General features: G+C 70.6%; 25 protein-coding genes. 8 read left to right on the plus strand and 17 right to left on the minus strand.

The genetic code is table 11. The features are described 5' to 3' along the window. Window positions 1-121 (plus strand): zinc ribbon domain-containing protein (locus ABZV38_RS31265; protein WP_356331829.1); only part of this gene is annotated, 121 nt, incomplete at its 5' end. Between the two features lie 324 nt (window positions 122-445). On the opposite strand, the gene ABZV38_RS31270 is transcribed toward ABZV38_RS31265, so the two are convergent. Beyond that, window positions 446-1,549, minus strand: coding sequence for a hypothetical protein (locus ABZV38_RS31270; protein ID WP_356331801.1), 1,104 nt, complete (start codon window positions 1,547-1,549; stop codon window positions 446-448). Between the two features lie 67 nt (window positions 1,550-1,616). On the opposite strand from ABZV38_RS31270, the gene ABZV38_RS31275 reads away from it, so the two are divergent. Continuing rightward, the gene (locus ABZV38_RS31275) at window positions 1,617-2,762 is read left to right on the plus strand and encodes a cystathionine gamma-synthase (RefSeq protein ID WP_356331802.1); all 1,146 of its coding nucleotides are present in this window, start codon (window positions 1,617-1,619) and stop codon (window positions 2,760-2,762) included. A gap of 118 nt (window positions 2,763-2,880) precedes the next feature. On the opposite strand, the gene ABZV38_RS31280 is transcribed toward ABZV38_RS31275, so the two are convergent. From ABZV38_RS31280 to ABZV38_RS31290, 3 genes are all read right to left on the minus strand, one after another. Beyond that, complete coding sequence (locus ABZV38_RS31280) at window positions 2,881-3,132, minus strand: hypothetical protein (protein WP_356331804.1); 252 nt, start codon at window positions 3,130-3,132, stop codon at window positions 2,881-2,883. Further along, window positions 3,129-3,635, minus strand: a complete 507-nt coding sequence (locus ABZV38_RS31285; RefSeq protein WP_356331805.1) for a sigma factor-like helix-turn-helix DNA-binding protein — start codon at window positions 3,633-3,635, stop codon at window positions 3,129-3,131. The genes ABZV38_RS31280 and ABZV38_RS31285 overlap by 4 nt, the downstream gene beginning before the upstream one ends. Window positions 3,636-3,726: 91 nt before the next feature. Then, the gene (locus tag ABZV38_RS31290; RefSeq protein ID WP_356331806.1) at window positions 3,727-4,251 is read right to left on the minus strand and encodes a MarR family transcriptional regulator; all 525 of its coding nucleotides are present in this window, start codon (window positions 4,249-4,251) and stop codon (window positions 3,727-3,729) included. A 156-nt stretch (window positions 4,252-4,407) separates the two neighbouring features. Between ABZV38_RS31290 and ilvA the strand changes: the two genes are divergently transcribed. Beyond that, window positions 4,408-5,637 carry a threonine ammonia-lyase gene (ilvA, locus tag ABZV38_RS31295; protein WP_356331807.1) on the plus strand — a complete coding sequence of 410 codons (1,230 nt, stop codon included), beginning with the start codon at window positions 4,408-4,410 and terminating at the stop codon, window positions 5,635-5,637. A gap of 123 nt (window positions 5,638-5,760) precedes the next feature. Here ilvA and greA read toward each other — a convergent pair whose 3' ends face one another. Continuing rightward, a complete protein-coding gene (gene greA, locus ABZV38_RS31300; protein WP_356331808.1) occupies window positions 5,761-6,258 on the minus strand; it encodes a transcription elongation factor GreA in 498 nt (165 codons plus the stop codon). 203 nt (window positions 6,259-6,461) lie between these two features. Beyond that, the gene (locus tag ABZV38_RS31305) at window positions 6,462-6,878 is read right to left on the minus strand and encodes a DUF4307 domain-containing protein (protein WP_356331809.1); all 417 of its coding nucleotides are present in this window, start codon (window positions 6,876-6,878) and stop codon (window positions 6,462-6,464) included. A 153-nt stretch (window positions 6,879-7,031) separates the two neighbouring features. Between ABZV38_RS31305 and mca the strand changes: the two genes are divergently transcribed. Together mca and ABZV38_RS31315 are read left to right on the plus strand one after the other, a co-directional pair. Continuing rightward, entirely contained in the window at window positions 7,032-7,913 is an 882-nt protein-coding gene (gene mca, locus ABZV38_RS31310) for a mycothiol conjugate amidase Mca (RefSeq protein WP_356331810.1), read from the plus strand. Window position 7,914: 1 nt separating this feature from the next. Next, complete coding sequence (locus ABZV38_RS31315) at window positions 7,915-8,154, plus strand: hypothetical protein (protein WP_356331811.1); 240 nt, start codon at window positions 7,915-7,917, stop codon at window positions 8,152-8,154. An 87-nt stretch (window positions 8,155-8,241) separates the two neighbouring features. On the opposite strand, the gene ABZV38_RS31320 is transcribed toward ABZV38_RS31315, so the two are convergent. Beyond that, entirely contained in the window at window positions 8,242-11,499 is a 3,258-nt protein-coding gene (locus ABZV38_RS31320) for a tetratricopeptide repeat protein (protein WP_356331812.1), read from the minus strand. A gap of 161 nt (window positions 11,500-11,660) precedes the next feature. Between ABZV38_RS31320 and ABZV38_RS31325 the strand changes: the two genes are divergently transcribed. Further along, entirely contained in the window at window positions 11,661-13,676 is a 2,016-nt protein-coding gene (locus tag ABZV38_RS31325; RefSeq protein ID WP_356331813.1) for a thioredoxin domain-containing protein, read from the plus strand. A gap of 48 nt (window positions 13,677-13,724) precedes the next feature. Here ABZV38_RS31325 and ABZV38_RS31330 read toward each other — a convergent pair whose 3' ends face one another. Continuing rightward, window positions 13,725-14,357, minus strand: coding sequence for a TetR family transcriptional regulator (locus ABZV38_RS31330; protein WP_356331830.1), 633 nt, complete (start codon window positions 14,355-14,357; stop codon window positions 13,725-13,727). A 546-nt stretch (window positions 14,358-14,903) separates the two neighbouring features. Then, complete coding sequence (locus ABZV38_RS31335; protein WP_356331814.1) at window positions 14,904-15,626, minus strand: hemolysin III family protein; 723 nt, start codon at window positions 15,624-15,626, stop codon at window positions 14,904-14,906. 197 nt (window positions 15,627-15,823) lie between these two features. Here ABZV38_RS31335 and ABZV38_RS31340 point away from each other — a divergent pair, with 197 nt between their 5' ends. Further along, window positions 15,824-17,650 carry a phosphoenolpyruvate carboxykinase (GTP) gene (locus ABZV38_RS31340; RefSeq protein ID WP_356331815.1) on the plus strand — a complete coding sequence of 609 codons (1,827 nt, stop codon included), beginning with the start codon at window positions 15,824-15,826 and terminating at the stop codon, window positions 17,648-17,650. A gap of 272 nt (window positions 17,651-17,922) precedes the next feature. Here the strand turns inward: ABZV38_RS31340 and ABZV38_RS31345 are convergent, their stop codons facing one another. The 8 genes from ABZV38_RS31345 to ABZV38_RS31380 form a co-directional block, all read right to left on the minus strand. Continuing rightward, window positions 17,923-18,513, minus strand: coding sequence for a hypothetical protein (locus tag ABZV38_RS31345; RefSeq protein WP_356331831.1), 591 nt, complete (start codon window positions 18,511-18,513; stop codon window positions 17,923-17,925). A gap of 16 nt (window positions 18,514-18,529) precedes the next feature. Next, a complete protein-coding gene (locus ABZV38_RS31350) occupies window positions 18,530-20,146 on the minus strand; it encodes a substrate-binding and VWA domain-containing protein (protein ID WP_356331816.1) in 1,617 nt (538 codons plus the stop codon). Beyond that, window positions 20,143-21,330: a toxic anion resistance protein gene (locus ABZV38_RS31355; RefSeq protein ID WP_356331817.1), complete on the minus strand. Its 1,188-nt coding sequence runs from the start codon at window positions 21,328-21,330 to the stop codon at window positions 20,143-20,145. The genes ABZV38_RS31350 and ABZV38_RS31355 overlap by 4 nt, the downstream gene beginning before the upstream one ends. 29 nt (window positions 21,331-21,359) lie before the next feature. Continuing rightward, window positions 21,360-22,469 (minus strand): substrate-binding domain-containing protein, encoded by a 1,110-nt coding sequence (locus tag ABZV38_RS31360; RefSeq protein ID WP_356331818.1) that lies wholly within the window; start codon window positions 22,467-22,469, stop codon window positions 21,360-21,362. 217 nt (window positions 22,470-22,686) lie between these two features. Further along, complete coding sequence (locus ABZV38_RS31365) at window positions 22,687-23,127, minus strand: hypothetical protein (protein WP_356331819.1); 441 nt, start codon at window positions 23,125-23,127, stop codon at window positions 22,687-22,689. An 89-nt stretch (window positions 23,128-23,216) separates the two neighbouring features. Then, a complete protein-coding gene (locus tag ABZV38_RS31370; RefSeq protein ID WP_356331820.1) occupies window positions 23,217-24,428 on the minus strand; it encodes a pyridoxal phosphate-dependent aminotransferase in 1,212 nt (403 codons plus the stop codon). 234 nt (window positions 24,429-24,662) lie between these two features. Beyond that, the gene (locus ABZV38_RS31375) at window positions 24,663-25,496 is read right to left on the minus strand and encodes an arylamine N-acetyltransferase (protein ID WP_356331821.1); all 834 of its coding nucleotides are present in this window, start codon (window positions 25,494-25,496) and stop codon (window positions 24,663-24,665) included. Between the two features lie 105 nt (window positions 25,497-25,601). Next, window positions 25,602-25,967 carry a DUF1801 domain-containing protein gene (locus ABZV38_RS31380; protein ID WP_356331822.1) on the minus strand — a complete coding sequence of 122 codons (366 nt, stop codon included), beginning with the start codon at window positions 25,965-25,967 and terminating at the stop codon, window positions 25,602-25,604. 115 nt (window positions 25,968-26,082) lie between these two features. Between ABZV38_RS31380 and ABZV38_RS31385 the strand changes: the two genes are divergently transcribed. Continuing rightward, window positions 26,083-26,952, plus strand: a complete 870-nt coding sequence (locus ABZV38_RS31385) for a serine protease (RefSeq protein ID WP_356331823.1) — start codon at window positions 26,083-26,085, stop codon at window positions 26,950-26,952. Window positions 26,953-26,976: the final 24 nt, after the last annotated feature.

Below are 26,976 nucleotides of genomic sequence, written 5' to 3' on the forward strand. Positions count from 1 at the left end.
CCGGCCCACCCAGGAGAAGTTCCACTGCGTCTCGTGCGGCCACACCGCGCACGCGGACACGGTGGGAGCCGTGAACGTTCTACGGGCCGGGCTGGTCCATCGCGACGCCAACCAGGCATAGCGAGAAGCCCCCTCGCTTACGAGGGGGAGGAGTCACGTGAACGCGGCCCAGTCGAGGGCGCCGAGGGCGGCGAGCAGGACGAGGCTCAGCAGGTAGAAGCCGGCCAGCAGGACAAGGGCGCGGGCGGCGCGCAGAGTTGGGCCCATCGGCCAAATCCCCCCACAGGAACGGGACTGGTGACAGCGGTGCTGCAATGGCGGTGTGGGGGGAAACGGAGTATGACCTACCGCAGGTCGGCGCGGCAACGTGCTCCGTGAGCAGCCCACGAGCAGGGGCGGAACAATCACCGCACAGGGGCTGAACAGGCACGGAGCCGCCCCACGGCTACCTCGGCAGCGTCGCCGGACTGCCGCCGTTCGCCTCGTACCCGGCGACCGCGAGCGCCCGGTACACCGTGTACTCGGCGGCCGGGTCGGAGCTCTGCGTCCACGGCAGCGCGCCCACATGCCCGTCGATGTGGACGAGTTGGTTCATCGCCTCCGACCAGCGCTCCATCCGCACCAGGAACAGCACCAGCAGATGCCGGACATGGGCGAGCATCGGATCGTCGGGACGCGCGGCGTGCACCGCGAACAGTGCGCCCTCGACCGCCTTCGTCACCACCAGGCCCTCGTAGAAGCCGCGTACGAGATTGACCTCGGGCAGGTGCTCGTACACCGCGAACAGCGGCAGCGCGGCCAGCAGCGAGCCCTGCGGGGCGCGGGCGGCCGCCGAGGTGGCGAAGCGGTCGGCCTCCTCGCGGGAGCCGTGCCACTTCTCGCACCAGAAGTGCAGCGCCGCGATGTGCGCGCCCATGTGCGCCGGGGCCCGGTCGATGATCTTCGCCCAGAGTCGGTCGAACTCCTCGTGGGAGTAGCCGAGTCCGCGGGCGACGGCCAGTTCGACGATGTGCGGGACCGGGTCACCGGGCGCCAGCAGGGCCGCCTCTCCGCAGACCGTACGGGCCTCCTCCAGGATGATCCGGAAGTCGTCCGTGCCCGCGGTGGACGACCGCCACGCCTGCTGGACCAGGAACTCGGCGTGCACGGCCGCACCGCCCGCGTCCTTCGGCGACTCTGCGCGCCACGACCGCAGCCACGCACCACCGACACCCGGGGCCTGCATCAGCTCCAGCGACGCGGCGCCGGCGAACGCCTGCACCCGCTGCCACCGCACCTCGCTCTCCTTCGGCGTCCCGGCCAGCAATTGCGAGGCCGCGCGCCAGTCCTGGGTGCGCTGCACGACATCGAGGACATCGAGGAGATCCTGGTCGGGGCCCGGCATCCGGATGTCCAGCTCCTCCTGGCGGACGAAGCCGTATGTGTCCGGGTCGGCGGCATCGGGGGAGCCGGGCGCGACCTGGCGGATACCGGACCGGCGGCGCAGCACGAGGGGGCCGATCACCGCGGCGAGCATGCACAGCGCGATCAGGAACCAGAGAATCTCCATACGCCCATTGTCACCGGACGGCGAAGTGGCTGTGGATCACCCCTGTGACGAACTACGCTCGGGCCCCATGAGCGACCAGCACAGCTTCGAGACCCTTGCGATTCACGCGGGGAACACCGCCGATCCCCTCACCGGCGCCGTTGTTCCGCCCATCTATCAGGTGTCGACGTACAAGCAGGACGGCGTCGGCGGCCTCCGCGGCGGCTACGAGTACAGCCGCAGCGCCAACCCGACGCGTACCGCACTGGAGGAGAACCTCGCGGCCATCGAGGGCGGCCGCCGCGGTCTCGCCTTCGCGTCCGGGCTCGCGGCGGAGGACTGCCTGCTGCGTACGCTGCTGTACCCCGGTGCCCATGTCGTCATCCCGAACGACGCCTACGGCGGCACCTTCCGGCTGTTCGCCAAGGTGGTCAAGCGGTGGGGCGTCGACTTCTCCGTCGCGGACACCTCCGACCCGGCGGCGGTCCGGGCCGCGGTCAACGACCGTACGAAGGTCATCTGGGTGGAGACGCCGTCCAACCCGCTGCTCGGCATCACCGACATCGCGGCCGTCGCGGACGTGGCCCGCACCGCGGGTGCCCGGCTGGTCGTCGACAACACCTTCGCCAGTCCCTATCTGCAGCAGCCGATCGCGCTCGGCGCGGACGTCGTCGTGCACTCCCTGACCAAGTACATGGGCGGCCACTCGGACGTCGTCGGCGGTGCGCTGATCGCCGCGGACGCGGGGCTCGGCGAGGAACTGGCGTACCACCAGAACGCGATGGGCGCGGTCGCCGGACCGTTCGACTCCTGGCTGGTGCTGCGCGGCATCAAGACGCTGCCGGTCCGGATGGACCGGCACAGCGAGAACGCCGCCAAGGTCGCCGAGCTGCTGACCCGGCACCCCAAGGTGACCCAGGTCCTCTACCCGGGGCTGCCGGAGCACCCGGGGCACGAGATCGCCGCCAAGCAGATGAAGGCGTTCGGCGGCATGGTGTCGTTCCGCGTCGAGGGCGGCGAGGAAGCGGCGGTCGAGGTCTGCAACCGGGCGAAGCTGTTCACGCTCGGCGAGTCCCTCGGCGGCGTCGAGTCCCTTCTGGAGCACCCGGGCCGGATGACGCACGCCTCGGTGGCGGGATCGGCGCTGGAGGTGCCGGCCGACCTGGTCCGGCTGTCCGTCGGCATCGAGTCCGCGGACGACCTGCTGGCCGACCTGACGCAGGCGCTCGGCTAGAGCGTGTCCGCCCCGGGACGGTGGTGACCCGATGCGCCGGGCGGGCCGACTCGCGGCCCGCCCGGCGCATCGCCAGGTGATCCGTCCGGTCAGGCGTCGACCTTCTCGTCCGGGCCGCCTACCAGCTTTCCAGGGGTGGCGTCGTCTCGGCGGGCGGCACCTGCCACGGCTGGACGACCACCGCCCACACCATGAACGCGGCCACCGCCACGCACAGCACCGTCAGCGCCAGCGCGCGGGCCACCCGGTGGCGGCGCAGAATACGGCCGCCGCGCTCCGTCGCCCGCTCCGCCAGATCGGCGGGGACCTGCGGATGCGGCCCGTCCAGCATCCGCCGGACATGGTCCTCCCTGCGGCCGGGACGCTTCACGGCGCGGCCCCCAGCGGCCCCACGGTCCACCGCCTGGTCCGTCGCCGCGGGGTGGGCCCCCGGGGGTCGCCCATGGTGGCCACCGACCGGTTGCAGATCGCCCGGACCCGGTCCAACGGAAGTCCCAGCAGCGCGGCGGTCTGCTCCTCCGCGACACCCTCGTACAGCCGGAGCACGAGGACCAGCCGCGCCTTAGGGGTCAGCGGGTCCAGCAGGCCGCCGCGCGGCCGGTGGTGCCGCCACGCCTCCCGGGCGAACCGGGCGGCCAGCTCCTGCCGGGTGCGGTTGTACGGATCCTCGCCGTGCAGCCGGTCCCAGTCCGCGTACGTACGGGCCAGCGCGGCGGTCAGCAGACGCAGCGCCCGGTCGTTGCCCCCGGGCGGCTGCGAAGGTTCGGCGGTGAGCAGCGTGGCAGTGTGCAGCAGGCGGCCGGCCGCGCCCGCCACGAAGGCCTCGAACTCCTGGGCGCGGCGCCGCTGAGGACCCGCCTGCCGCTCTCGCACACCCACATGGCAGCCCCGCCGACCACTCCTGGTCAAGAGGTCGGACGGAGCGAATGCCACCCCCGAGGCGCCGCCCGACGCGCCGCCCGGCTCAGCTGGTCGTCGGCTGATGCGTCTGCCGTGCGGCCAGCGCCGCGTTGAACCGCGTCAGCAGCGCGCAGAACGTGTCCCGCTCCTCCACCGTCCAGTCCTGCGTCACCTGCGACATCAGCTCCCGCCGCGACGCCCGCACCTCGTCGAGCCGGGCCTGCCCGCGCGGCGACAGCTGGAGCACGACCGCGCGGCCGTCCTCCGGGTGGGACGTGCGCTTGACCAGACCGGTGTCGACGAGCGGCGCGACCTGGCGGGTCACGGTCGAGGAGTCGATCCCCATTCCCGCGGCCAGCGCCTTGACGCCCATCGGGCCTTCCCGGTCCAACCGGTTGAGCAGCAGATACGCGGCCCGGTCCATGGAATTGCGGACCTGGCCGACACCGCCGAGGCGGGTCTGCTCGGCACGGCGGGCGAACACGGCCACCTGGTGCTGCAGAGCATCGAGGAGGGGGTCGGGACCCGGGGAATCGGGGGCAGCGCCCCCGGAAGGAGACGCAGCTGTCGTCATGTCCTGAGGGGGCATGGCCGGGGGCTCTCTTCGTGCGGTGTCGGATGGGTGGGGGACAGAGTACGCGGCCCTGGGGCAACGCGTACCAGTGCCGCACAAACCTGTGGACAACGGCGCGGGACGCCGCCGCGGCGGCGTCCCGCACGGCGTCCAGCTGCAAGACTTGCGGTCATGAACTTCCGTACGCCCCACCCGTTTCCCCCAGTGATCCTCGACGACGTCCGGGGCGCGCAGAAGATGCTCTCCGGCGTGGCCCGGGTGACCGCGATGGAGGGCAGCCGCCATCTGTCGGAGCTGGTCGGCGCGCCGGTCCACTTCAAGTGCGAGAACCTTCAGCGGACCGGTTCGTTCAAGCTGCGCGGCGCGTACGTACGGATCGCCGGACTGTCCCCGGTGGAGCGGGCGGCCGGGGTCGTCGCCGCGAGCGCCGGAAATCATGCGCAGGGTGTCGCACTCGCGTCTGCGCTGCTCGGCGTACGGGCAACGGTCTTCATGCCGGTCGGGGCGCCACTGCCGAAGGTCGCCGCGACCCGCGAGTACGGCGCGCAGGTCAGGCTGCACGGCCATGTCGTCGACGAGACGCTCGCCGCCGCCCAGGAGTACGCCCAGGAGACCGGTGCGGTCTTCATCCACCCCTTCGACCACCCGGACATCATCGCCGGCCAGGGCACCGTAGGCCTGGAGATCCTCGAGCAGTGCCCCGAGGTCCGCACGATCGTCGTCGGGATGGGCGGCGGCGGTCTCGCTGCGGGCATCGCCGTGGCGGTGAAGGCCGTCCGGCCCGACGTGCGGATCGTCGGCGTACAGGCGGCGGGCGCGGCCTGCTACCCGCCCTCCCTGGCGGCCGGCCACCCGGTGGCGATCGACGGGCTGCAGACGATGGCGGACGGAATCAAGGTGGGGCGCCCCGGCGATGTGCCGTTCGGGCTCGTCCAGGAGCTGGTCGACGAGGTCCGTACGGTCTCCGAGGCCCAGCTGTCCAGCGCGCTGCTGCTCTGCCTGGAGCGGGCGAAGCTCGTGGTGGAACCGGCCGGGGCGAGTCCGGTCGCGGCCCTGCTGAGCGACCCCAGGTCGTTCCGGGGGCCGGTGGTCGCGCTGCTTTCGGGCGGCAATGTGGACCCGCTGCTGATGCAGCGCATCCTGACCCACGGCATGGCGTCGGCGGGCCGCTACCTGAGCCTGCGGGTGCGGCTCACGGACCGCCCGGGCGCGCTGGCCGCCCTGCTTGCCGCACTGTCCGTCGCCGACGCCAACGTCCTCGACATCGGCCATGTACGGACCGACCCGCGGCTCGGGCTCACCGAGGTGGAGGTCGAGCTGCACCTGGAGACCAAGGGGCCGGCCCACTGCGAGGAGGTCACCGCGGCGCTGCGGCAGGCGGGGTACGAGGTGACGGGCTGATCCGGTCCTGAGGACGCTGATCCGGTCCTGAGGACGGGGACGGAGGGCAGCGAAGAGCCCCGGCCGCTCACGGCCGGGGCTCTCCCGCGTGTACTGCTGTGTTCTGCTGAGCCGAGGGGCGGGTCAGCCCGTGTACGGTTTCGCCTCGAGGATCCGCACCGAGGCCTTCTTGCCGTTCGGCAGCTCGTACTCGGCGTCCTCACCCATCTTCTTGCCGTTCACGCCGGAACCGAGCGGAGACTGCGGGGAGTACGTCTCGATGTCCGCGCTCGCGTACTCGCGGGAGGCGAGCAGGAACTTCATGGTGTCGTCGGGATCGCCGTCGAACGCGATGGTGACGACCATGCCGGGCTCGACCACGCCGTCGTCGGCGGGGGCCTCGCCGACCTTCGCATGCTCCAGGAGCTGGGTGAGCTGGCGCACCCGCAACTCCATCTTGCCCTGCTCCTCCTTGGCCGCGTGGTACCCGCCGTTCTCCCGGAGGTCACCCTCCTCACGGGCCGCCGCGATCTTTACGGCGATCTCCGTGCGCGCGGGACCAGACAGGTACTCCAGCTCGGCCTTGAGCTGGCTGTACGCCCCCTGCGTGAGCCAGGTGACGTTTTCGCTGGTCTGGGTCACAGGTGCTCCTAGTCGGTACTGGAAATAAAAGCGTCGGTACTGGGAATACAAAGCATCGCCCTACCCAGAAGCATGTGCCTCCACGGGTGGGCGAAACCACGAGCCTAACAATTCCGCAGGAAAAGGGGGAGAAGGTAAACCGCTACGACCGCGTCAACGCAGGTCAGGATCGATAGACGCAGGTCGGAGACGGTCCGTGCCGGTCAGCGCGACGACCCGCCGTCGGCGGTGCAGCCCAGCAGTTCCACGCTGGTCGCCCGCGACGTCGTACGCAACGAGACGATCCGGTCGATCCGGTCGGAGCGGTCGTCGAACCGGATGTCCTTGCGGGCCACGTCGTCACCGTCCACGCGCTGCGAGTGGAGCGTGCAGTAACCCTTCGCGTCCCGGTCCTTGCGAACCTCCAGATGGACGTCGACCCGGTCGCCCGAGACAATCTTGAACTTGATCACCTCGGCGCTGATGTCCTGGCCCGCCACGTAGCCGTAACCGATCCAGCCGATCACGCCGAGCAGTGTGACGCCCAGCACCGAGCCGATGATCTTGAGCTTGCGGTCCGCGCGCTCGTCCGCGGAGCGCCCGTAGCGGCCCTCCGGAAGTGCTTCACGCACCGCAGTCATGATCGTTCCTTCCGTACCGGGGGATCGCGGAATTTTCCACCCCCGGCTTCGGTCACTATAGAAGCCTCTCACCCGCCGCCCGACCGCCACCCCGCAGCGACGTCCCTACCGGACGACACCACTCAATGGCGACCAATCACTGAGGATCGAGTCTTGACTGAGCAGCTTCGACTGATGGCCGTGCATGCCCACCCCGACGACGAGTCGAGCAAGGGTGCGGCCACCATGGCCAAGTATGTGTCCGAGGGGGTGGACGTGCTGGTCGTGACCTGCACGGGAGGCGAGCGCGGCTCCATCCTCAACCCGAAACTGCAGGGCGACGCGTACATCGAGGAGCACATCCACGAGGTGCGCAAGAAGGAGATGGACGAGGCCCGGGAGATCCTGGGCGTCAGACAGGAGTGGCTCGGCTTCGTCGACTCCGGGCTGCCCGAGGGCGACCCGCTGCCGCCGCTGCCCGAGGGCTGCTTCGCACTGGAGGACGACGAGAAGGCGGCGGGGCGTCTCGTCCGGAGCATCCGCGCGTTCCGTCCGCAGGTCATCACCACGTACGACGAGAACGGCGGGTACCCGCACCCCGACCACATCATGACCCACAAGATCTCCATGATCGCGTTCGAGGGCGCCGCGGACACCGAGACCTTCCCCGAGACGGAGTTCGGCCCGGCCTGGCAGCCGCAGAAGCTCTACTACAACCAGGGCTTCAACCGTCCGCGCACCGTGGCGCTGCACGAGGCGCTGCTCGCCCGCGGCCTGGAGTCGCCGTACGGCGAGTGGCTGGAGCGCTGGAAGGAGTTCGAGCGCGTCGAGCGGACGCTGACCACGCACGTCCCGTGCGCCGAGTTCTTCGAGATCCGGGACAAGGCACTGATCGCGCACGCCACGCAGATCGACCCCGACGGCGGCTGGTTCCGGGTCCCGATGGACGTCCAGCGGGAGGTCTGGCCGACCGAGGAATACGAGCTGGCGAAGTCCCTCGTCGATACCTCCCTCCCCGAGAGCGACCTCTTCGCGGGCATCCGCGACAATGCCTGATATGTACGCGACCCAGGCACTGACCCACGTCGTTCCTCTCGCCGAGGAATTCGACAAGAACAAGGTGACACCCGGCGTCCTCGGCTTCCTCGTCTTCGCGGCGCTCGCGGTGGGCGTGTGGCTGCTGATGAAGTCCATGAACCGGCACATGGGCAAGGTGAACTTCGAGGAGGCGCCGGATCCCGACGCGGTGTCCGCCGACGCCGGGGCATCGGGGACCGGGGCCGGGCGCGCCCGGTAGCACGCTGTCCTCACCTGCCGGACGGGCTTGATTCTCCGCCCGTCCGGCACATGCGAGTGCGCCTGCCACGAGGCACGGGGCTCCGTCCTACGACCTTGCCCCGACCGGTACGCCCATGATTTCCCGGGCGTGGCGGGTCGGGGTCATGCCCAGGCGCCAGGCCCGCCAGCCGTCCTCCAGGTCGACACCGCGGTTCAGGACCACCGTGAACGCCTCCGCGCAGTCCTCCAGCTTGCTGTCGCGGGTCGGGTGGCCGGCCCGGAGCAGGTCGGCGAGTTCCTGCTGGGCCACCACCGTGCCCACCTCCGTGCCGCCCGCCGACGCGTACGGCAGCAGTGTGCAGCGCAGGAAGCGGGCCCAGTCGGCGCCCCGCGTGTCGCCGTACGACTCGAACAGCTGCGCCGCCTCGTCACACAGGACCAGCGCCTGCGGCGCACGGTTGTTGCCCGCGTCGATCAGGACCAGCTCCAGACACGTCCACGCCTCGCCATGGGCGACGCCGATGCGCCGGAAGTCGGCCCGGGCGTCGACCAGGAGCTGCCGGGCGAAGCCGGAGTTGCGTAGATTGCCGGTCTGGGCCGCCCGCTGGTCGCGGGTGACCCGGCCCGAGTGGTGCCGGGCGCACGCCAGCCCGTACACGTCCCGCATCCGGGAGAACATCGTGCGCGCCCGCTCCAGCTCCCGTACCGCCTGATCGGTGTCGCCGGTCTCCTCCAGGGCCTGACCCAGGTAGTAAAGCGTCCACGCCTCGCCGCGCGCGTCCTCGCTGTCCCGGTGCCGGGACAGCGCCCGGCGCAGCTCGTCGACCGCCGGGCCCGCGTCGCCGTCGAGCAGCCGGGCGCGCGCCAGCTGGGTCAGCGCCCAGGCCTCGCCGCGCTCGTCACGGGTGCGGCCGTACAGATCCAATGCCGTACGCAGCGCCTCGTCGGCCCCCGCCACATCGCCCATCCGCAGCAGGGTCTGGCCCAGCTGGAACCGGGCCCATGCCTCGCCGTGCAGCGACTCGCCCTCCCGATGCAGGGTCAGCGCCGTGTCGAGGAGAGGCAGGGCCTCGGCGATACGACCTCGGTCACGCTCGACGGCGGCCAGCGCGTGCAGCGACCACGCCCGGTCCGCGGCCTGCTCGTCGGAGGACTGCAGGTCGATCGCCTCGCGCAGCCGCGCCGACGCCTCGGTCAGGTTGCCCTGGTGGTGCAGGGTGATGCCGAGCGAGCAGAGCGCCAGCGCCGTGCCCGCCTCGTTCTGCGCCTCGCGATAGAGACCGACGACCGAGGACAGGGTGGTACGTGCCTTGTCCAGCTCGCCGAGCTGCCGGGCCGCGATACCGGTACGCCACTGGACCGACCGTTCGAGCAGCCCCTTGTCGACGGCCTGCGTCAACTCACTTATCTCGCCCAGCCGGTAGAGGTCACCACGCAGCAGACAGTAGTCGCACAGCGCGCCCAGCAGATCCAGCACGGCCCCCTGGTCGACGCCCTCCGCGTGCCGCAGCGCAGAGGTGATGAAGCTCGACTCGTCGTCCAGCCAGCGCAGCGCCGCGTCCAGCGAGGTGAAGCCGTGCGAGCCGAACTGCCCCGCCCGGGTCGACATCTTGCCGTCCACCATCCGGATCACCGCACCGGCGAGCTCCGCATAGTTGTGGATCAGCCGCTCCTGCGCGGCCGTACGGTCCGCCTCCTCCTCCTCGTCGAGCAGTCGGGCCAGGGCGAAGCCCCGCACCAGATCGTGCAGCCGGTAGCGCGAGCCCCGCACATGATCGAGGAGCCCGGCCCGGCACAGGACCGTCAGCAGCCGCTGCGCCTCCTGCTCCTCGGCGGACAGCAGCGCCGCGGCCGCCGCCGCGCCCAGACTGGCGCGTCCGGCCAGCGCGAGCCGCCGCAGCAGCCGCCGCGCCTGCTCGGACTGGTCGGTGTAGCGCAGCCACAGGGCCCGTTCGACGGGGGCGACCGGCCCGTACGCGGCGAGATCGGTGGCCAGCGCGCTGCGGGTACGCGCCCCGAGCGAGGAGCCCGCGACGCGCAGCGCCAGCGGCAGGCCTCCGCACAGCTCGGTGACGGCGTCGGTCGACTGGGAGTCGTACGGTCCCAGCTCCTGCTCCTCGGCCGACGCGCGCAGCATCTCCTCGGCGCCCGCCGCGTCCAGCGGTCCCACCGGCAGCTGGTGCACCCAGGCCGGGATGTCGGCGGGCAGATCGAGGGGTGCGCGGGCGGTGACGAGGACCAGGCTGTCGGAGCGCTCGGGAATGAGCGTGCGGACCTGCTCCGGGTCACCGGCGTCGTCGAGGACGACCGTCACCGGCGTACCGGTCAGATGCTGGTGGTACAGCTCGCCGAGCCGCCGTACGTGCTGCTCCGCGGAGGACCTTCCCCACGCTCTCGACTCTGCTCGACCGGGGGAGACCCCATCTCGGAACAGCAGCTGCTCACGCGGCGCGCCCAGGCGGTTCAGCAGATGCAGGAGTGCGTCACGGGTCGGCAGCGGGTTCTCGCCGGTGACGTCGGAGCGCAGATCGACCACGCAGGCGCCCCGGAACTGGTCCTTCAGTTCGTGCGCCGCCCGTACGGCGAGGGTGGTGCGGCCCGAGCCGGGCGCGCCGTGCAGCACGACGACCGTCGGCTTCGTCTCCGTCGAGGCCCGGGCCGCGTGCACCCACCGGGCGATCTGCGCCAGCTCGGCCCGGCGGCCCGCGAACGGCCCGTCGGGGGCGGGCAGATGACCGAAGGACTGACTGAGCAGCGACCGGGTGCGCGCTGCCGCACTGCGGTCCCCGCCGCGCAGCTGCGGCACGACGGAGGCTGCCTTCTTCTTCGGCGTACGGGACGAAGCGGTCAGCATTCGCTGCTGGTCCAGGAACGGGCGTATGCCCCGTACCTCCAACGCCGCCAGCCACTGCAGCCGCAGCTGCTCGGGGCCGCCGGGCTGGCCCAGCGCAGCCGCCTGCCGGTGGGCGGCGGGCCAGTGCGAGGCGGTCGCCTTGGCGACGGTGGCCGCGGCGCCCGCGACGGCGACGACGGCGCCCGCGCCGAGCGCCAGCCCGGCCGCCGTGCCGAGCGCGACATCCGCACCGAACGCCGCGGCGGCTGCAACTCCCGTGACCAGCAGGGGGGTTCCCATCGTCGCCTTGCTGAACCGCTGCGACAGGGGCTGCTGCCCGGCCTCCATCGCGTCGAGTGCCTGGACGTACGCGGCGTACTCCTCGCCCGCGCCGGCCACCAGGGAATCGAGGGCGGCCCGCCCGCGCGCCATCAGCGCCCCGGCGTCCGTCCGGCCGCCCGATCGGCGTACCTCTTCCTCCACGGCGCGTACCAACAGCCGTTCGGCTTCAGCCCGGTGGCTGTCCCGCATGTCCGTCCCCCTCCGAGAGCTCTGGTTCGGGACAAGTGTCCTGCGTGGGGTGGCTGAGCGCGAGAGAGCGAGGGGATTGGCCGTGACCGCCCGGGGTGAGAGGCACGGGCCCGGCCCGTGGCGTGCCGCGGCCGCTCCGCCCGGTGCGCAAGGATGGGGGTATGTCCAATCGACTCGCGCAGGTCACCTCCCCGTATCTCCTTCAGCACGCGGACAATCCGGTCGACTGGTGGCCATGGTCGCCCGAGGCGTTCGAGGAGGCGCGCAGCCGGAACGTGCCGGTGTTGCTGAGCGTCGGCTATGCGAGCTGTCATTGGTGCCATGTCATGGCGCACGAGTCGTTCGAGGACGAAGCGACCGCGGCATACATGAACGAGCACTTCGTCAACGTGAAGGTCGACCGCGAGGAGCGGCCCGACGTCGACGCCGTGTACATGGAGGCCGTGCAGGCCGCGACCGGTCAGGGCGGCTGGCCGATGACCGTCTTCCTGACCGCCGACGCCGAGCCCTTCTACTTCGGTACCTACTTCCCGCCCGAGCCCCGCCACGGCATGCCGTCCTTCCACCAGGTGCTCGAAGGTGTCGTCGCTGCCTGGACCGACCGGCCCGACGAGGTCGCCGAGGTCGCCGGGCGCATCGTCCGCGACCTGGCGGACCGCTCGCTGGCGCACGGCGGGGAGGGGCTGCCGGACGAGTCGGAGCTGGCGCAGGCGCTGCTCGGGCTGAGCCGTGAGTACGACGAGAAGCACGGGGGCTTCGGTGGCGCCCCGAAGTTCCCGCCGTCCATGACGATCGAGTTCCTGCTGCGCCACCACGCGCGCACCGGTGCCGAGGGCGCCCTCCAGATGGCTGCCGACACCTGCGAGGCGATGGCCAGGGGCGGGATGTACGACCAGCTCGCCGGCGGGTTCGCCCGGTACTCGGTGGACCGGCAATGGGTCGTACCGCACTTCGAGAAGATGCTGTACGACAATGCGCTGCTCTGCCGGGTGTACGCCCATCTGTGGCGGGCGACGGGCTCCGGGCTGGCCCGCCGGGTCGCGCTGGAGACCGCCGACTTCATGGTGCGGGAGCTGCGCACGGCGGAGGGCGGGTTCGCCTCCGCGCTCGACGCGGACAGCGAGGACGGCGACGGCAAGCACGTCGAGGGCGCGTACTACGTGTGGACGCCCGAGCAGCTGCGCGAGGTGCTGGGCGAGGAGGACGCCGCGTTCGCCGCCGGACACTTCGGGGTGACGGAGGAGGGCACCTTCGAGGAGGGCGCCTCCGTGCTGCAACTGCCTCGCACCGACGTGGCGGTGGATGCGGACCGGGCCGCCGACGTGCGGGCCCGGCTGCTCGCGGCCCGTGAGGAGCGGGTGCGTCCCGGACGGGACGACAAGGTGGTTGCGGCCTGGAACGGTCTGGCGATCGCCGCACTCGCCGAGACCGGGGCGTACTTCGACCGTCCCGATCTGATCGAGCGCGCCACCGAGGCGGCCGACCTGCTGGTCCGGGTCCACATGGGTGACGTCGCCCGGCTGGCCCGGACGTCCAAGGACGGCCGGACGGGAGACAACGCCGGGGTGCTGGAGGACTACGGCGATGTCGCGGCGGGCTTCCTCGCGCTGGCGGCCGTCAGCGGAGAGGGCGTCTGGCTGGAGTTCGCCGGCTTCCTGCTCGACATCGTGCTCCAGCACTTCACCGGTGAGGGAAGGCAGCTGTACGACACGGCGGACGACGCGGAACAGCTGATCCGCCGCCCGCAGGACCCCACCGACAGTGCGACACCGGCGGGCTGGACGGCGGCGGCCGGGGCGCTGCTCTCGTACGCGGCGTACACCGGCTCGGAGGCCCATCGCACCGCTGCGGAGGGTGCGCTGGGGGTGGTGAAGGCGCTGGGGCCGCGGGTGCCGCGGTTCATCGGATGGGGACTCGCGGTCGCGGAGGCGCTGCTCGACGGTCCGCGCGAGGTGGCGGTCGCCGGTCCGGTCGGCGGTGAACTGCACCGCACGGCGCTGCTGGGGCCGGCACCGGGGGCGGTGGTCGCGGCGGGCCCGACGGGCGGTTCGGAGTTTCCGCTGCTGATGGACCGGCCGATGGTGGACGGGGCGCCGACGGCGTACGTCTGCCGGCACTTCGTGTGCGATGCGCCGACGACGGATGCGGGGGAGCTGGCGCGGAAGCTCGGGGGATGACCGGGGGGTGCCGGGCTTGATCACCCGGGCTCGGTCGCGCCGGAGGCGTCAGAGCGTCAGGCCGTCCTCGAGCGTGTCCAGTGCCTGGTTGACCATCGCGATCAGGTCGCCCTCCTGACCGTGCTCGCCCCAGTACAGCGTCACCTCGCGCAGCGCCCCCAGCACCGCCGCGATGAAGACCCGGACCTCCAGGTCGTCGGCGCTGCGGCCGCTGCGGTCGGCGAGTACCTGGGCCAGGACCTTCGCCGTGTCCGACATGGTCTCCGACATCCGCGCCCGGATCGCGGGGACCTCCACCATCAGCCGGGTGCGCTGGCGAAGTTCCTCCTCCTCGGTGGCGAGGAACGCCGCCAGAGCCTCCGTCATGATGAACCGCAGCGACTGCAGGGGCGGCTCGTCCGCGGGGCGGTTGCGCATCTCCGCTTCCATGAGGGGGTCGTACTCGTCGGTGAGGACGATGTCCTCCTTGGTCGCGAAGTACCGGAAGACGGTGCTCGGCGACACCTCGGCCGCCTCCGCGATCTGCTCGATCGTGGTCGCGTCGTACCCCTGCTCGGCGATCAGCCGGTACGTCGAGCGGCGGATCGCCATCCTGGTCTTGAGCTTCTTCCGTTCACGCAGCCCCAGCCGGGGCTGCGCCTCGACGGAGGTGAGGGGAGAGGTACGGGAGGTGGCGGCCATGGTCGCCATTGTCAGGCATCGACGGGTGCCGGGGCCGGGGCCACGTCGGTGTCCGCGGTCCGCGCCGGTCCGGTGTCCGGCAGGAACGCCCCGACCAGCAGCGCGGGTCACCAGCGACCCGGCGCCGACGACCAGCAGGACCAGGCTCATGCCGTGGAGATACGCCAGGTCCGCGGAGTCCGCGAGCCCCTGCACGCCCAGCTTCCCGGCGACGAGGTGCGCAGCGACGACCGAGTCCCCGGCCCGGTCCCCGGCGGCGGCCGGAATGCCGGTGGTGTCGAGACGGTCCGTGTACGTACCGGCGAGCAGGGAGCCCAGCAGTGCGATCCCGAGGGCGCTGCCCGTCTGCCGTACGGTCATCATCAGCCCGGATCCGCTCCCCGCCCGGTCGGCCGGCAGAGTCACTCCTTTGAGAGTCTCGGTCAAGTGACAGTAACTATCAAAAGATTGTCGACGTCAATATGTTCGGCGATTGCGGTGTCCGGGCATGCGAAATGGCCGCGGCTTTCGAGCCGCGGCCACTGAGAGGCAGGAGGGGGAGGGTGCTCAGCTGTGGTTGTACGCCACCAGTGAGATGCCGACGTAGTGCACGACGAATGCCGCCAGGGTCAGCGAGTGGAAGACCTCGTGGAAACCGAACCATCGGGGTGACGGGTTGGGCCGTTTGATGCCGTAGATGACGCCGCCGGCGCTGTAGAGCAGCCCGCCGACGATCACCAGGACGAGCACCGCGATCCCGCCGGTGCGCATGAAATCGGGCAGGAAGAAGACCGCCGCCCAGCCCATCGCTATGTAGCAGGGCGTGTAGAGCCAGCGGGGGGCGCCGACCCAGAACACCCGGAAGGCGATGCCGGCCGCGGCCGCCGCCCAGACCGCCCACAGCAGGGGGCGTCCGGTCGACTCCGGGAGCAGCAGCAGGGTCAGTGGCGTGTACGTGCCCGCGATGATCAGGAAGATGTTGGCGTGGTCGAGCCGGCGCAGCACCGCCTCGCCGCGCGGACCCCACGTGCCGCGGTGATAGACCGCGCTCACTCCGAAGAGCAGGCATGCGGTCACGACGTAGATGCCGCAGGCGATCCGGCCGCGGGTGCTGTCCGTGAGTGCGATCAGCACGATCCCCGCGATCAGTACCGCGGGGAACATTCCTGCGTGCAGCCAGCCGCGCAGGTGTGGCTTCACCGGAAACGGGGCCGCCTCGGCCGGGTCGAGCCCGGCTGGTTCGACCTCGGGCTCGGCCTCGGCTGGTTCGGGCGCGGCGGCAGCAGTCATGTCCGCATGCTACCTACGCCACCGTAGGTTGCGAACATGAGTGGTGATGCTCACGTGGGCGGCCCCCTGGACATATGGGCGAATCGGTCGGATGATCAAATGAGTGCGGTCGGCACCGGATGAGCGGCTACGAAGCATCCGGGTCGCAGCCCCCACGGGGCACCTACCAAAAAAGACCCCCTCGACAAGGAGCGATCGTGGCGCGCGACATCGCGGCTCCCCTCACTGTTCCCACCCGTCACCAGGAGCTCGCCTCCTGGGTGAACGAGATCGCAGCTATCACCGAGCCGGACCGCGTGGTCTGGTGTGACGGCTCCGAGGCCGAGTACGAGCGCCTGTGCGGGGAGCTCGTGGCCAAGGGCACGTTCACCAGGCTCGATGAGACGAAGCGGCCGAACTCGTACTACGCCGCCTCCGACCCGAGCGATGTCGCCCGCGTCGAGGACCGCACCTTCATCTGCTCCGAGAAGGAGGAGGACGCGGGCCCGACGAACCACTGGAAGGCCCCCGCCGAGATGCGGGAGATCTTCACGGGTGAGCAGGGTGTCTTCCGCGGCTCCATGCGCGGGCGCACGATGTACGTCGTCCCGTTCTGCATGGGTCCCGTCGGCTCTCCGCTGTCCGCGATCGGCGTCGAGATCACCGACTCCGCGTACGTCGCCGTCTCGATGCGCACCATGACCCGCATGGGCAAGGCCGTCCTGGACGAGCTCGGCACCGACGGCTTCTTCGTCAAGGCCGTCCACACACTGGGCGCGCCTCTGGAGGAGGGCCAGGAGGACGTTCCGTGGCCGTGCAACTCCACCAAGTACATCTCGCACTTCCCCGAGGACCGCGAGATCTGGTCGTACGGCTCCGGCTACGGCGGCAACGCCCTGCTCGGCAAGAAGTGCTACGCGCTCCGCATCGCCTCGGTGATGGCCCGCGACGAAGGCTGGCTCGCCGAGCACATGCTGATCCTGAAGCTCACGCCGCCGCAGGGTGAGTCGAAGTACGTCGCCGCCGCGTTCCCGAGCGCCTGCGGCAAGACCAACCTCGCCATGCTGGAGCCCACGATCTCCGACTGGACCGTCGAGACCATCGGCGACGACATCGCCTGGATGCGGTTCGGTGAGGACGGCCGCCTCTACGCGATCAATCCCGAGGCCGGTTTCTTCGGCGTCGCGCCCGGCACCGGCGAGCACACCAACGCCAACGCCATGAAGACGATGTGGGGCAACTCCGTCTTCACGAACGTCGCGCTCACCGACGACGGCGACGTGTGGTGGGAGGGCATGACCGAGACCGCCCCCGCCCACCTCACGGACTGGAAGGGCAACGACTGGACGCCCGCGTCCGAGACGCCCGCCGCCCACCCCAACGCCCGCTTCACCGTGCCGGCCGGGCAGTGCCCGATCATCGCGCCGGAGTGGGAGGACCCGGAGGGCGTGCCGATCTCGGCCATCCTCTTCGGTGGCCGCCGTGCCTCGGCCGTGCCGCTGGTCACGGAGTCCTTCGACTGGCAGCACGGTGTCTTCCTCGGTGCCAACGTGGCCTCCGAGAAGACCGCCGCCGCCGAGGGCAAGGTCGGCGAGCTGCGCCGCGACCCGTTCGCCATGCTGCCGTTCTGCGGCTACAACATGGGCGACTACATGAACCACTGGATCAAGGTCGGGGCCGACAAGCCCGACCAGTCCAAGCTGCCGAAGATCTACTACGTGAACTGGTTCCGGAAGAACGAAGCGGGCAAGTTCGTGTGGCCGGGCTTCGGTGAGAACAGCCGCGTCCTGAAGTGGATTGTCGAGCGTCTGGAGGGCAAGGCCGAGGGCGTCGAGACGCCGATCGGCATCCTGCCCGCCAAGGGCGCGCTGGACACCAACGGCCTGGACCTCTCCGAGTCCGAGCTGGACTTCCTGCTCACGGTCGACAAGGAGGTGTGGCGCGAGGAGGCGGCGCTGGTCCCCGAGCACCTCAACACCTTCGGTGACCACACGCCGAAGGAACTGTGGGACGAGTACCGCGCGCTGGTCCAGCGCCTGGGCTGACGCCCTCCGGGGCGCACTCCCGAAGTGCGCCCCCCATGCACACTCCGCGGCCGGGTCTCCCGACATCCACCCTGACCTGTGGGTCAACGGCCCGACGCGGTACGGCCCCCGGAACCTCCTTACGGTTCCGGGGGCCGCCCTTTCCCGCCCCTCTTATGGAGAACGTCCGCGCATCGCCGTAGGCCCCCGCACGGGATCTTCACATGCGCTCGATATTCCTTCACATTGCCTGTGGTTGGGCCGCCCGGAGACCAACCGGGCCTGTGCGGGGCTCAGTTCGAACGGCCCCGGTCCTCCAGATACCGCGTGTGGGTCTGCTGCCGGCGCGCCTCGGCCTCCCGCAGCCCCGCGGCCAGCGACTCCGCCTCCCGGTGCAGCAGTGACAGCTGCTGTTCGAGAGGGCGCTCGGGCGGCTCGGTGCCCGGCGTGAGCCGCGTCCACCAGCGGGTCCGCAGATAGGTGTCGACGGACTCCGGGATGTCCTGGTGCACGGCGCGGGACAGGGCGTGGATGGCTTCCGGGTCGGTGGCGAGGGCCTCGGAGACCCAGCCGGGTGCGAGCAGCCCTTCCAGCAGCACGGTCAGCTCGACGAGCCGCCCGGAGGCGGCGGGCGGCAGCTCCACCTCGCCCAGATACTCCCGCAGGGTCGCGAAGTCGGACCGCACCGTCTCCAGCTGGGACGACGGATCGGGGAAGTCCGGGGCGGGCGGCCGCTCGGGCGGGGCGATCAGCGCGCCCGCGCCGTACAGCCCGACGATCACCACCGGCCAGTACGCACCCGCGAGTCCGCTGAAGGTGAGGGCGAGCCCGGCGATCCCGCAGGCGCTCCCGGTGAGGTTCTTGCGGGACTCGACGTACGCCATGATCCGGCCCGGCGCTCTACTGGTAGCCACGGATCTCCTCGAAAGCCCCGTCCAGGGAGCCCGGCCCCTGGTCCTTCGTTGCGTCGAAGAGCCGGCCCCCGGTCAGGGCGGCGATCGCATCCAGTTCCGCACGGTCCGAGTCGCCGAAGACGACCGGGAAGACGGGGGTGATGCGGCGCGCCGCCGGGAGCGAGCGGTAGAAGCCGGCGAAGTCGTCGGCCGAGTCGCCCGTCGTGTTCTCGCCGTCCGTCATCAGGACGATCGAGGTGAACGCGGACTCGGTGTCCGGCCCCAGCCGGTCGTAGGCCGACTCCAGACTCGAAAAGATCGCGGTCTCGCCGCTCGCGGTCAGGGCGGCCGTGTCCGCCTTGATCGCTGCGAGCCCGGCCTGGGGATCGGCGGGATCGACCGTATGCGTACGCGCCCGCTTCACCGACGACCCGAACGGCAGCAGCGTGACCTCCTCCCGTTCCCGGAAGTCGCCGGTCAGCCCGGTCAGCGCCGCCTTCAGCTTCCGCAGCCGCTCGCCCTTCATCGACCCGGACGTGTCCAGCACATACACGGTGCGCGAGGGCCGCCGGAGCTTGTTCTCGTAACTGTCGAGCAGTCCGTCCGCGACCGATCGCGAGCCGGGGAACGGCAGTTCCCGACGGGCCTCGGTGGCCAGCGGCGCCGCCGGCCGTACGGAGGCGACGACCGGGCGGCGGAACGTCTCCCGGGTCAGTCGCCGTTGCACGGCGGGGGAGCGGAAGTACGTGGTGAGGGCGCGGGCCGCGTCCTTGGCATCGGGCGAGGCGGCGGAGAGCAGGCTCAGCGGGTAGTCGGCTGTCACCACGCCGTCGCGCGGGCGGATCACGGTCAGCCCGGTGTGACTGTCCCGGTTGAGGGAGAGCAGCACGGACTCGTAGTTGATCAAGGCGTCGACCGTGCCACGCCGGGCGTACGCGTCGGCCAGCCAGCCGGACGAACCGGAGGTCAGCCGCTGCCCGCCGAAGAACTCCCGCAGCTTCCCGCTCGCCTTGCGGACATCGGCGTCGGTCAGCGCGGACTGGGCGCCGGACAGCGCCGAAGCGACCGAAACCAGTGCGGAGAAGCCGGAGTTGGACCGCGCCGGATCCGTCATGCCGTACGTCAGCCGCCCGTCGGCGACCGCCTGGTGCACCTGCGACCAGGTGACGCCCGACGGATCCCAGCCGAGCCGCTTCACCACCGACGGCTTGACACCGAGGGCGACCGGCGAGGTCATCAGCGGGGTCTCGGAAGTGATCCGCTTCGCCGCGTCCGGACGGAGCCGCAGAGAGTCGTCGGACGACAGCCACACCGCGTCGTACGCCCCGTCCGCCTTCCCGGACCCGAGCTGTTCGACGGCGTCGAGCGTCCCGGTCCAGGTGGGCCGCACGGTGATCCCGGTCGCCTTCCGTGCCTGCTCCAACAGCGGCTTCATGTCGGCGAGTTCACTGGATGCGAGCACGCGCAGAGTCCCGGCCCGAGGAGCGCCGTCGTCCTTCTCCCCGGGCGGCGCGGGACCATCCGCTGCCGAACAGGCCGCGAGCGGCACGAGTGCCGCGGCGGTCAGCAGCGACGCGAGTGTGCGCGACACCCGGCGGCGCAGCCTTCTCAGCCGGCCCGTCATCCGAGACCACCGCCCTCGAGGCCGCCCGCGGACCGACTGCGCTCCAAGTGGGCACTCGCCTGCTGGAGTTCGGCCGTCAGCGACTCGACGGTCGCCGCCATGGACTCGGTCGCCTGCACCTTGTACGTGTCGATCGCGTCCAGCGTCCGATAGATCTGCTGGAACGCCGTCCGCAGCGTCTCCGCACCCACCGCCGGGTCGGCGGCGATCCGCTGGATCTCCCCGCTCTGCGTGGCGAGCATCTCCGCATTGCCGCGGATCAGATCCTCCGTCGTGGCGCGCAGCACCTGCACCTGTTCGCCCACCTTGCGTTGGCTCTCCAGCGCCGATGCCAGCATCACGGCGATCCGCAGCGCGGAGACGGTCGTGGTCGCGGCCCGGTCGACGCCCCTGATCAGCTCCTCGTTGTTGCGGCGTACGACGTCCATCGCCAGATACCCCTGCGCGCAGACCGCGAGCTGGGTCAGCAGATCCTGGTGCTTCTGCCGTACGGGGAACAGCACATCGGCCCGCAGGGCGCCCGCCTGCACGGGGTCGGCGGCCTCCGCCGCCCGGATGCGCTGCTCGACGGCGCCGTCCAGGGCCTCGGTGAGGACCACGTACTCCTGGAGCTTGCCCATCGACTCCCAGAGCCGGGTGCGCTCGGTGTGCAGAGCGGCGTTGTCGCGGCGCAGTTCGTCCTGGCCGCCGCGGAGCGAGCCCACGATCCTGTTGAGGGTGGACTGTGCGGAGGCGTACTTCGCGACATGGTCGCGCAGCCTGTTGCCGCCGGGAAGTTTCGCCAGCAGCCGGCGGGCGCCGCGGCCGGGGGTGTCGCGCGGGTCGAGGTCCTCGACGGTGCGGCGCAGTTCGACGAGCGAGGCACCGACCCTCGACTGTGCGTCCCCGTCCCTCGACCCGGCGGAGAGCTCGCGGACCGTACGGTCCAGCATCCGGTTGGACTGCTGGGCGGCGCTGCGGATGTCGCCCTGCCCGAGGGCGGCGATCTCCCCGATCCTGGTGGTGAATTCGGGCGAGCGGGCGTCGAGCCCGGCGAGGCTGCCGACGTACTCGGTGGCGCGTCGCGTCATTTCCGTGCGCACGGAGTCGTCGACCGGGACGAGACCGGCGGCCTGCTCGGTACGGACGGGGGCGACGGGCTCGGGCGGGGTGAGGACGAGCGGCTGCGGCTCGGCTTCGGTCATGGGTGAGGTCTCCCGGAAGGCGTGGGTCATCAGCCGCGGGTCCGGCGGGCCATCGCGCGCAGCACCGTGGCGGTGGGCACGGGCGCCTGGTGGATCCCGGTCAGCTGTTGGTCGATGTAGTCGGTGTGACCGGCGGTCGCGGCGGTGAACTCGGCCGCCGCACCCTGGGGGCGGAAGCCGTGCCGTACGGCAAGCTCGCGCAGTCGCCCATCGGTGGAGAGCAGCTCGCCGAACTGCCGTCCCGGGTCGGTCAGCGGTACGAGGGTGTGGTCGCTGGAGACGGTGGTGTCCGGGTAGAGGACGACCAGATCCCCGAGCTCCTGCTGCTGCTCCTGCAACAGCAGTGAGGCGACCTGCGACTCGTACACCAGGACCAGCGGATTGCCGACTCCGCTGATGAAGTCCCGGAACGGCGCGTCACTGCTCGTCTGCTGCGCCCCCTGCACCTGGATCAGCTTCTTCAGCAGCGGCGCGGTGCGGTCGATCGCGGCCTCGTCGGCGGCGACCCGGCCGCCGTCGGCGACGTACGAGGCGGCGGCGAGGTAGAGCGCGCCGGAGTTGGACGTGGCGGGATCGGTGCTCGTGATGAACACCGTCCCGGTCAACTCGGCGTGTTTGCGCGCCCCCTTGAGCTGCTGCCAGGTCCGGTCCGCCTTCGCGGCCTTGAGGTACGGGGCCATGAGCAGCTTTCCGCTGGACTTGCCGCTCAGCGTCGCGAGCCCGCTGTCCGCCAGCACCTGCGCGGCGCCGCGGTGTGCTACGACGACGAGGGGCGAGTAGAAGGGCCGGATCGGTCCGCCTTTGACGGAGGACTTGCGTTGCAGCTCGTCGGCGGGCGCCTTCGAGCCGGGGAAGGCGAAGTCATAGCCTTTCAGGGGCAGTTGCTCCATGGCCCAGGACCCGGAAGTCTCCGCCTTCACGGTGAACCCCTTGGCGGCGAGGGTCTTCACCACATCGGGATCGGCGAAGAACTCCGCCTTCTCCGACCCGATCACTCCACGCACGGTCTTCGTTGCCGTGCTCGTGTCCTTGCTGTCGCGGCCTGCTACGACGGCTACTGCCACTCCGCCGATCAGCAGCACCGCCAGGACGATTCCCACGATGCGTCTCACACAGGCAGCGTGCTCGCGGAAACCCACATTCCGGGCGGAGTTGGGTGGACGGAAGGTGAAGTGAGCATCCCAGTACACAACGGGAGCGGCCGATTCTCTCCGGCGCAGTGGGTCGTTGCCGACGCGACGCATCCGGCGACGTCTCTCGTCACGGGCCGGACCGGTCCGGGACCGCCGGTCCGGTGAGCGCGGCAGATGTGTGGCACCCGGTCCACGCGCCTCCGCGGCCCGTGGACCGGGGCCGTCAGTGGGCGCCGATCAGCCGTACGGGGGCGGGCGCGGTGGTGCCGGTCGCGGCGGCGGGCGGCGGGGTGGTCGTGGCGGCCATCGCCGCCGTGTGCGCGTCCATCCGTTCGGCCGCGAGGATCGCGGCCGCCGTGTCGGCGCGGGAGGCGGCCACCACCAGCGCACGGCCCGCGAGGGCGTGCGCACGGTGGTGGAGCGTGTGCGGTTCGGCGTCGGTCAGGCCGGCGTGCCGGGCGGGCGGCGCGCCGCGCAGCCGGGCGACCTGCTCGGCGATGCGGTCGCCCGCCTCACCGAGGCCGAGCTTGTCGGTCACCGCGAGGAGCGCGGCCAGGTGTCCGGCGAGCTGGGTGTCCAGCTCCTCCTCGCGGGAGCGGTGCGGGAAGTCGGCGGCATGGTCGGCCGGTGTGTGGACCGATTTGGTGCGGATCGGTTCGTACATGGATGGCCTCCTGGTGTTGCTTGGAACCATCCTAGCTTGGATTCAGTCTAAAATTATCTGCAATCCGGCACTGTGGGCCGCCGCCCCGGTCAGGGCTGGCTGTATCCGTCCAGGAAGTTCCCGATCCGCTGGACGGCGTCCGTCAGATCCTTGGTCGAGGGCAGCGTCACGATGCGGAAGTGATCGGGCTCCGGCCAGTTGAACCCCGTACCCTGCACGACCATGATCTTCTCGGCCCGCAGCAGGTCGAGGACCATCTGCCGGTCATCCTTGATCTTGTAGACCTTGGGGTCGAGTCGTGGGAAGAGGTACAGCGCCCCCTTCGGCTTCACACAGGTGACCCCGGGGATCTGCGTCAGCAGGTCGTACGCGACGTCCCGCTGCTCCAGGATCCGGCCGCCCGGCAGCACCAGGTCGTTGATCGACTGCCGTCCGCCGAGCGCTGTGGCCACTGCGTGCTGCGACGGCATATTGGCGCAGAGTCGCATATTGGCGAGGATCGTCAGCCCCTCGATGTACGAGGAGGCGTGCGCCTTCGGACCGCAGACCGCCAGCCACCCCGACCGGTATCCGGCGACCCGGTAGTTCTTGGAGAGCCCGTTGAAGGTGAGCACCATCAGATCGGGCGCGATGGTCGCGGTCGGGGTGTGGGTCGCTCCGTCGTACAGGATCCGGTCGTAGATCTCGTCGGAGCAGACGACCAGGTTGTGGCGCCGGGCGATCTCCGTCAGCCCGCGAAGCATCTCGTCGTCGTAGACCGCACCCGTCGGATTGTTCGGGTTGATGATCACGATCGCCTTGGTGCGGTCGGTGATCTTCCGCTCGATGTCGGCGAGGTCAGGCATCCAGTCGGCCTGCTCGTCGCACCGGTAGTGCACCGCCGTACCGCCGGCCAGCGACACCGAGGCGGTCCACAGCGGATAGTCCGGAGCGGGTACGAGTACCTCGTCGCCGTCGTCGAGCAGCGCCTGCATCGACATCTGGATCAGCTCGGAGACGCCGTTGCCCAGGTAGATGTCCTCTACGCCGAGGTCGATCCCCTTGGTCTGGTAGTGCTGCATCACCGCCCGGCGCGCCGATAGCAGGCCCTTTGCGTCGCCGTAGCCGTGCGCCCCGGCGAGGTTGCGCAGGATGTCTTCGAGGATCTCGGGCGGGCACTCGAACCCGAACGCGGCAGGGTTGCCGGTGTTCAGTTTGAGGATGCGGTGACCGGCCGTTTCCAGCCGCATCGCCTCCTCGAGCACGGGACCCCGGATTTCGTAACAGACATTGGCGAGCTTCGTGGACTGGATGACCTGCATGTCAGCGAGCTTACGACGGTGTTTCACCGGCTGCGCGGGGATTCCCCGCAGGTTGACCCACCCGGGTAGCGCCGCCCGCCCGCCGTCTCTTCCATCGCCATGTGCGCCCCGCCCCGGACTGTGGGAACCCCGGTCGGGGGCGGGGGCGGGGCTTGGAATAGGGGTGTGACGGGCCGGACCGGTGAGATGCGCCACGTGAGGGAGCCGCGGCCCTCGGCCCGCCGCCCGGTGCGTTCACTCCGGCAGGCGGGTGCCCTCCGGGAGACGGATGCCGAAGTCGGCTGCGAGGACCCGCAGCACCTCGTCGCCGTCCGCCAGCTCCCGCTCCTTGCGCGTGCCGTCCGGCGCGGTCTCCACGAGCCTGCGGCCCATCAGTGCGAGATGGGCTTCCGGGGTGGTGCGCTGGACGTACAGCAGGTGCTGGAACGGAGAGCGTGGGTTGGTCGCGATGTGCCAGTTGATGACCTCGTAGTCCGGCGCCTCGAACGGCTCCAGCGTGAACACGTACTGGTCCTCCCACTCCCCGCCCGGGGTGTGCGCCTGCAGCTTCCACAGCTCCAGCGGTCCGTCGTGCGGTGCGTGGACGAGCCGGTGACGACGCGGGGCGTCGTAGAGCTCCGCGTCCGCCACCAGCGGGATCGGCTCCAGCAGCGAACTGCCCGCACCGAAGCCGACGTCGGCGAGATACGGGGTCGGCTCACCCGGCACCTCGGCCCGCATGAGCATGTGGGTGCGGGGCCGTACGTCCCCGGGCGCGGCACCCAGCAGCACGCGGGCGCAGAGCAGTGTGATGTCGAAGCCGAGCGCGTTCAGTGCGGCGGCGAGCAGGGTGTTCTGCTCGTAGCAGTACCCGCCGCGCTCGCTGCGTACGAGCTTCGCCTGCAGATCCGCGAGCGCGAGCGAGGGCGCGCTGCCGAGCACGGGCTCCAGGTTCTCGAACGGGATGCCCAGCGCATGGGCGCGGTGCACGGAGCGCAGCACCTCCACGGTGGGGAGCCGCTCGCCGGTCCAGCCGATACGGGCGAAGTACGCGTCGAGGTCGATGCCGGGGTCGTGGTCGGTCGTCATGAACCGACCGTACGCAATCGCGGCAGGGGGACGCCTCCGGTCGCGAGGTGATCCGCCTGGTGCGAGGGGGTGTTACGGACGCTCGCCAGGGCCCCGGGGGCTTCCTCAGCAGACGTTGCCCGGTCCGGCCGCCGTGGCCCGTAGCAGGTCGCGCACCAGGTCGAAGTCGATGTTCTCCGGCTTGCGGAAGCGCAGGCACGCCTTGCCCATGTCGTATCCGGCCAGCCGCTCCTCGAAGGCCTCGCGGACGTCGGAGCGCAGCAGGTAGAAGGAGACGTAGTTCTTCTGGCTGGCGAAGGCGATTTCGCCGACGCCGTCCCGCTCGTAGGCGGGCATCCCGTACGCCATCACCTCGACGAATCCCTTCAGCTCCTGACGGCACATCAATCGCAGTCTGCTCAGGGCCTCCCGGCGCTCCGGCGGGATCTCGGCCAGGTATCCGTCGACGTCTTCGGCCTTGCTCTGCACCATGCGACGACCCTAGGCCGAAAACAGGCTCTTGCCCCGCACAGGCACGCCCCTAACAATGCGCATGACAAAACCGAAGGAACCCTTCGGTCATAGAGGTCACAGAGGGGACCCCCACATGAAAAAGCCTCTCGTCGGCGCACTCTTTGCCGCTCTGCTCCTCGGAGCGGGAACGGCCCCTGCTGTCGCGGCCACAAGCCACGACGCGACCGGGTCCACGACCAAGGCCGCCGCACCGCGGGCGGTCAAGGCCAAGGCCGTCAACTTCGCCGGGACCGTGGCGCTCAGCAACTGTTCCGGTTCCGTCGTCCGGTCTGCTGCTTCCCTGCCGTCCGACCCGGCCCTCGTGCTCTCCAACGGGCACTGCATGGAGACCGGCTTCCCGGGCCCGGGTGAGGTCGTCATCAACCGGTCGTCCACCCGCAGCTTCACCCTGCTGAACTCCGCGGGCAGCGGCGTCGGCACCCTGCGCGCCAGCAAGATCGCGTACGGGACGATGACCGACACCGACATCTCGCTGTACCAACTCACCCGCACCTATGCCCAGATCGAGAGTACCTACGGCATCAAGGCACTGGAGCTCAACGCCGCGCACCCGGTCCAGGGCACCGCGATCACGGTCGTCTCCGGCTACTGGAAGCGCACGTACAGCTGCAATGTCGACGGCTTCGTCTACCGCCTCAAGGAGGGCGAGTGGACCTGGAAGGACTCGGTCCGCTACACCTCCGCCTGCCAGACCATCGGCGGTACCTCCGGCTCCCCGGTGATCGACAACGCGACCGGCAAGGTCGTCGCTGTCAACAACACCGGTAACGAGGACGGGCAGCAGTGCACGGACAACAATCCGTGCGAGGTCGATGAGAGCGGCAATGTGACGGTCCGCCAGGGAATCAACTACGCCCAGGAGACCTACGGCATCGTGCCGTGCATCGGCACCGCCAGCAAGATCGACCTCAACCGGGCCGGGTGCACCCTGCCCAAGCCGTAGTCGCTGAGGTGCGCCGTGGGACCC

This window comes from Streptomyces sp. NPDC005181 (genome assembly GCF_040608395.1).
GTDB lineage: Bacteria > Actinomycetota > Actinomycetes > Streptomycetales > Streptomycetaceae > Streptomyces.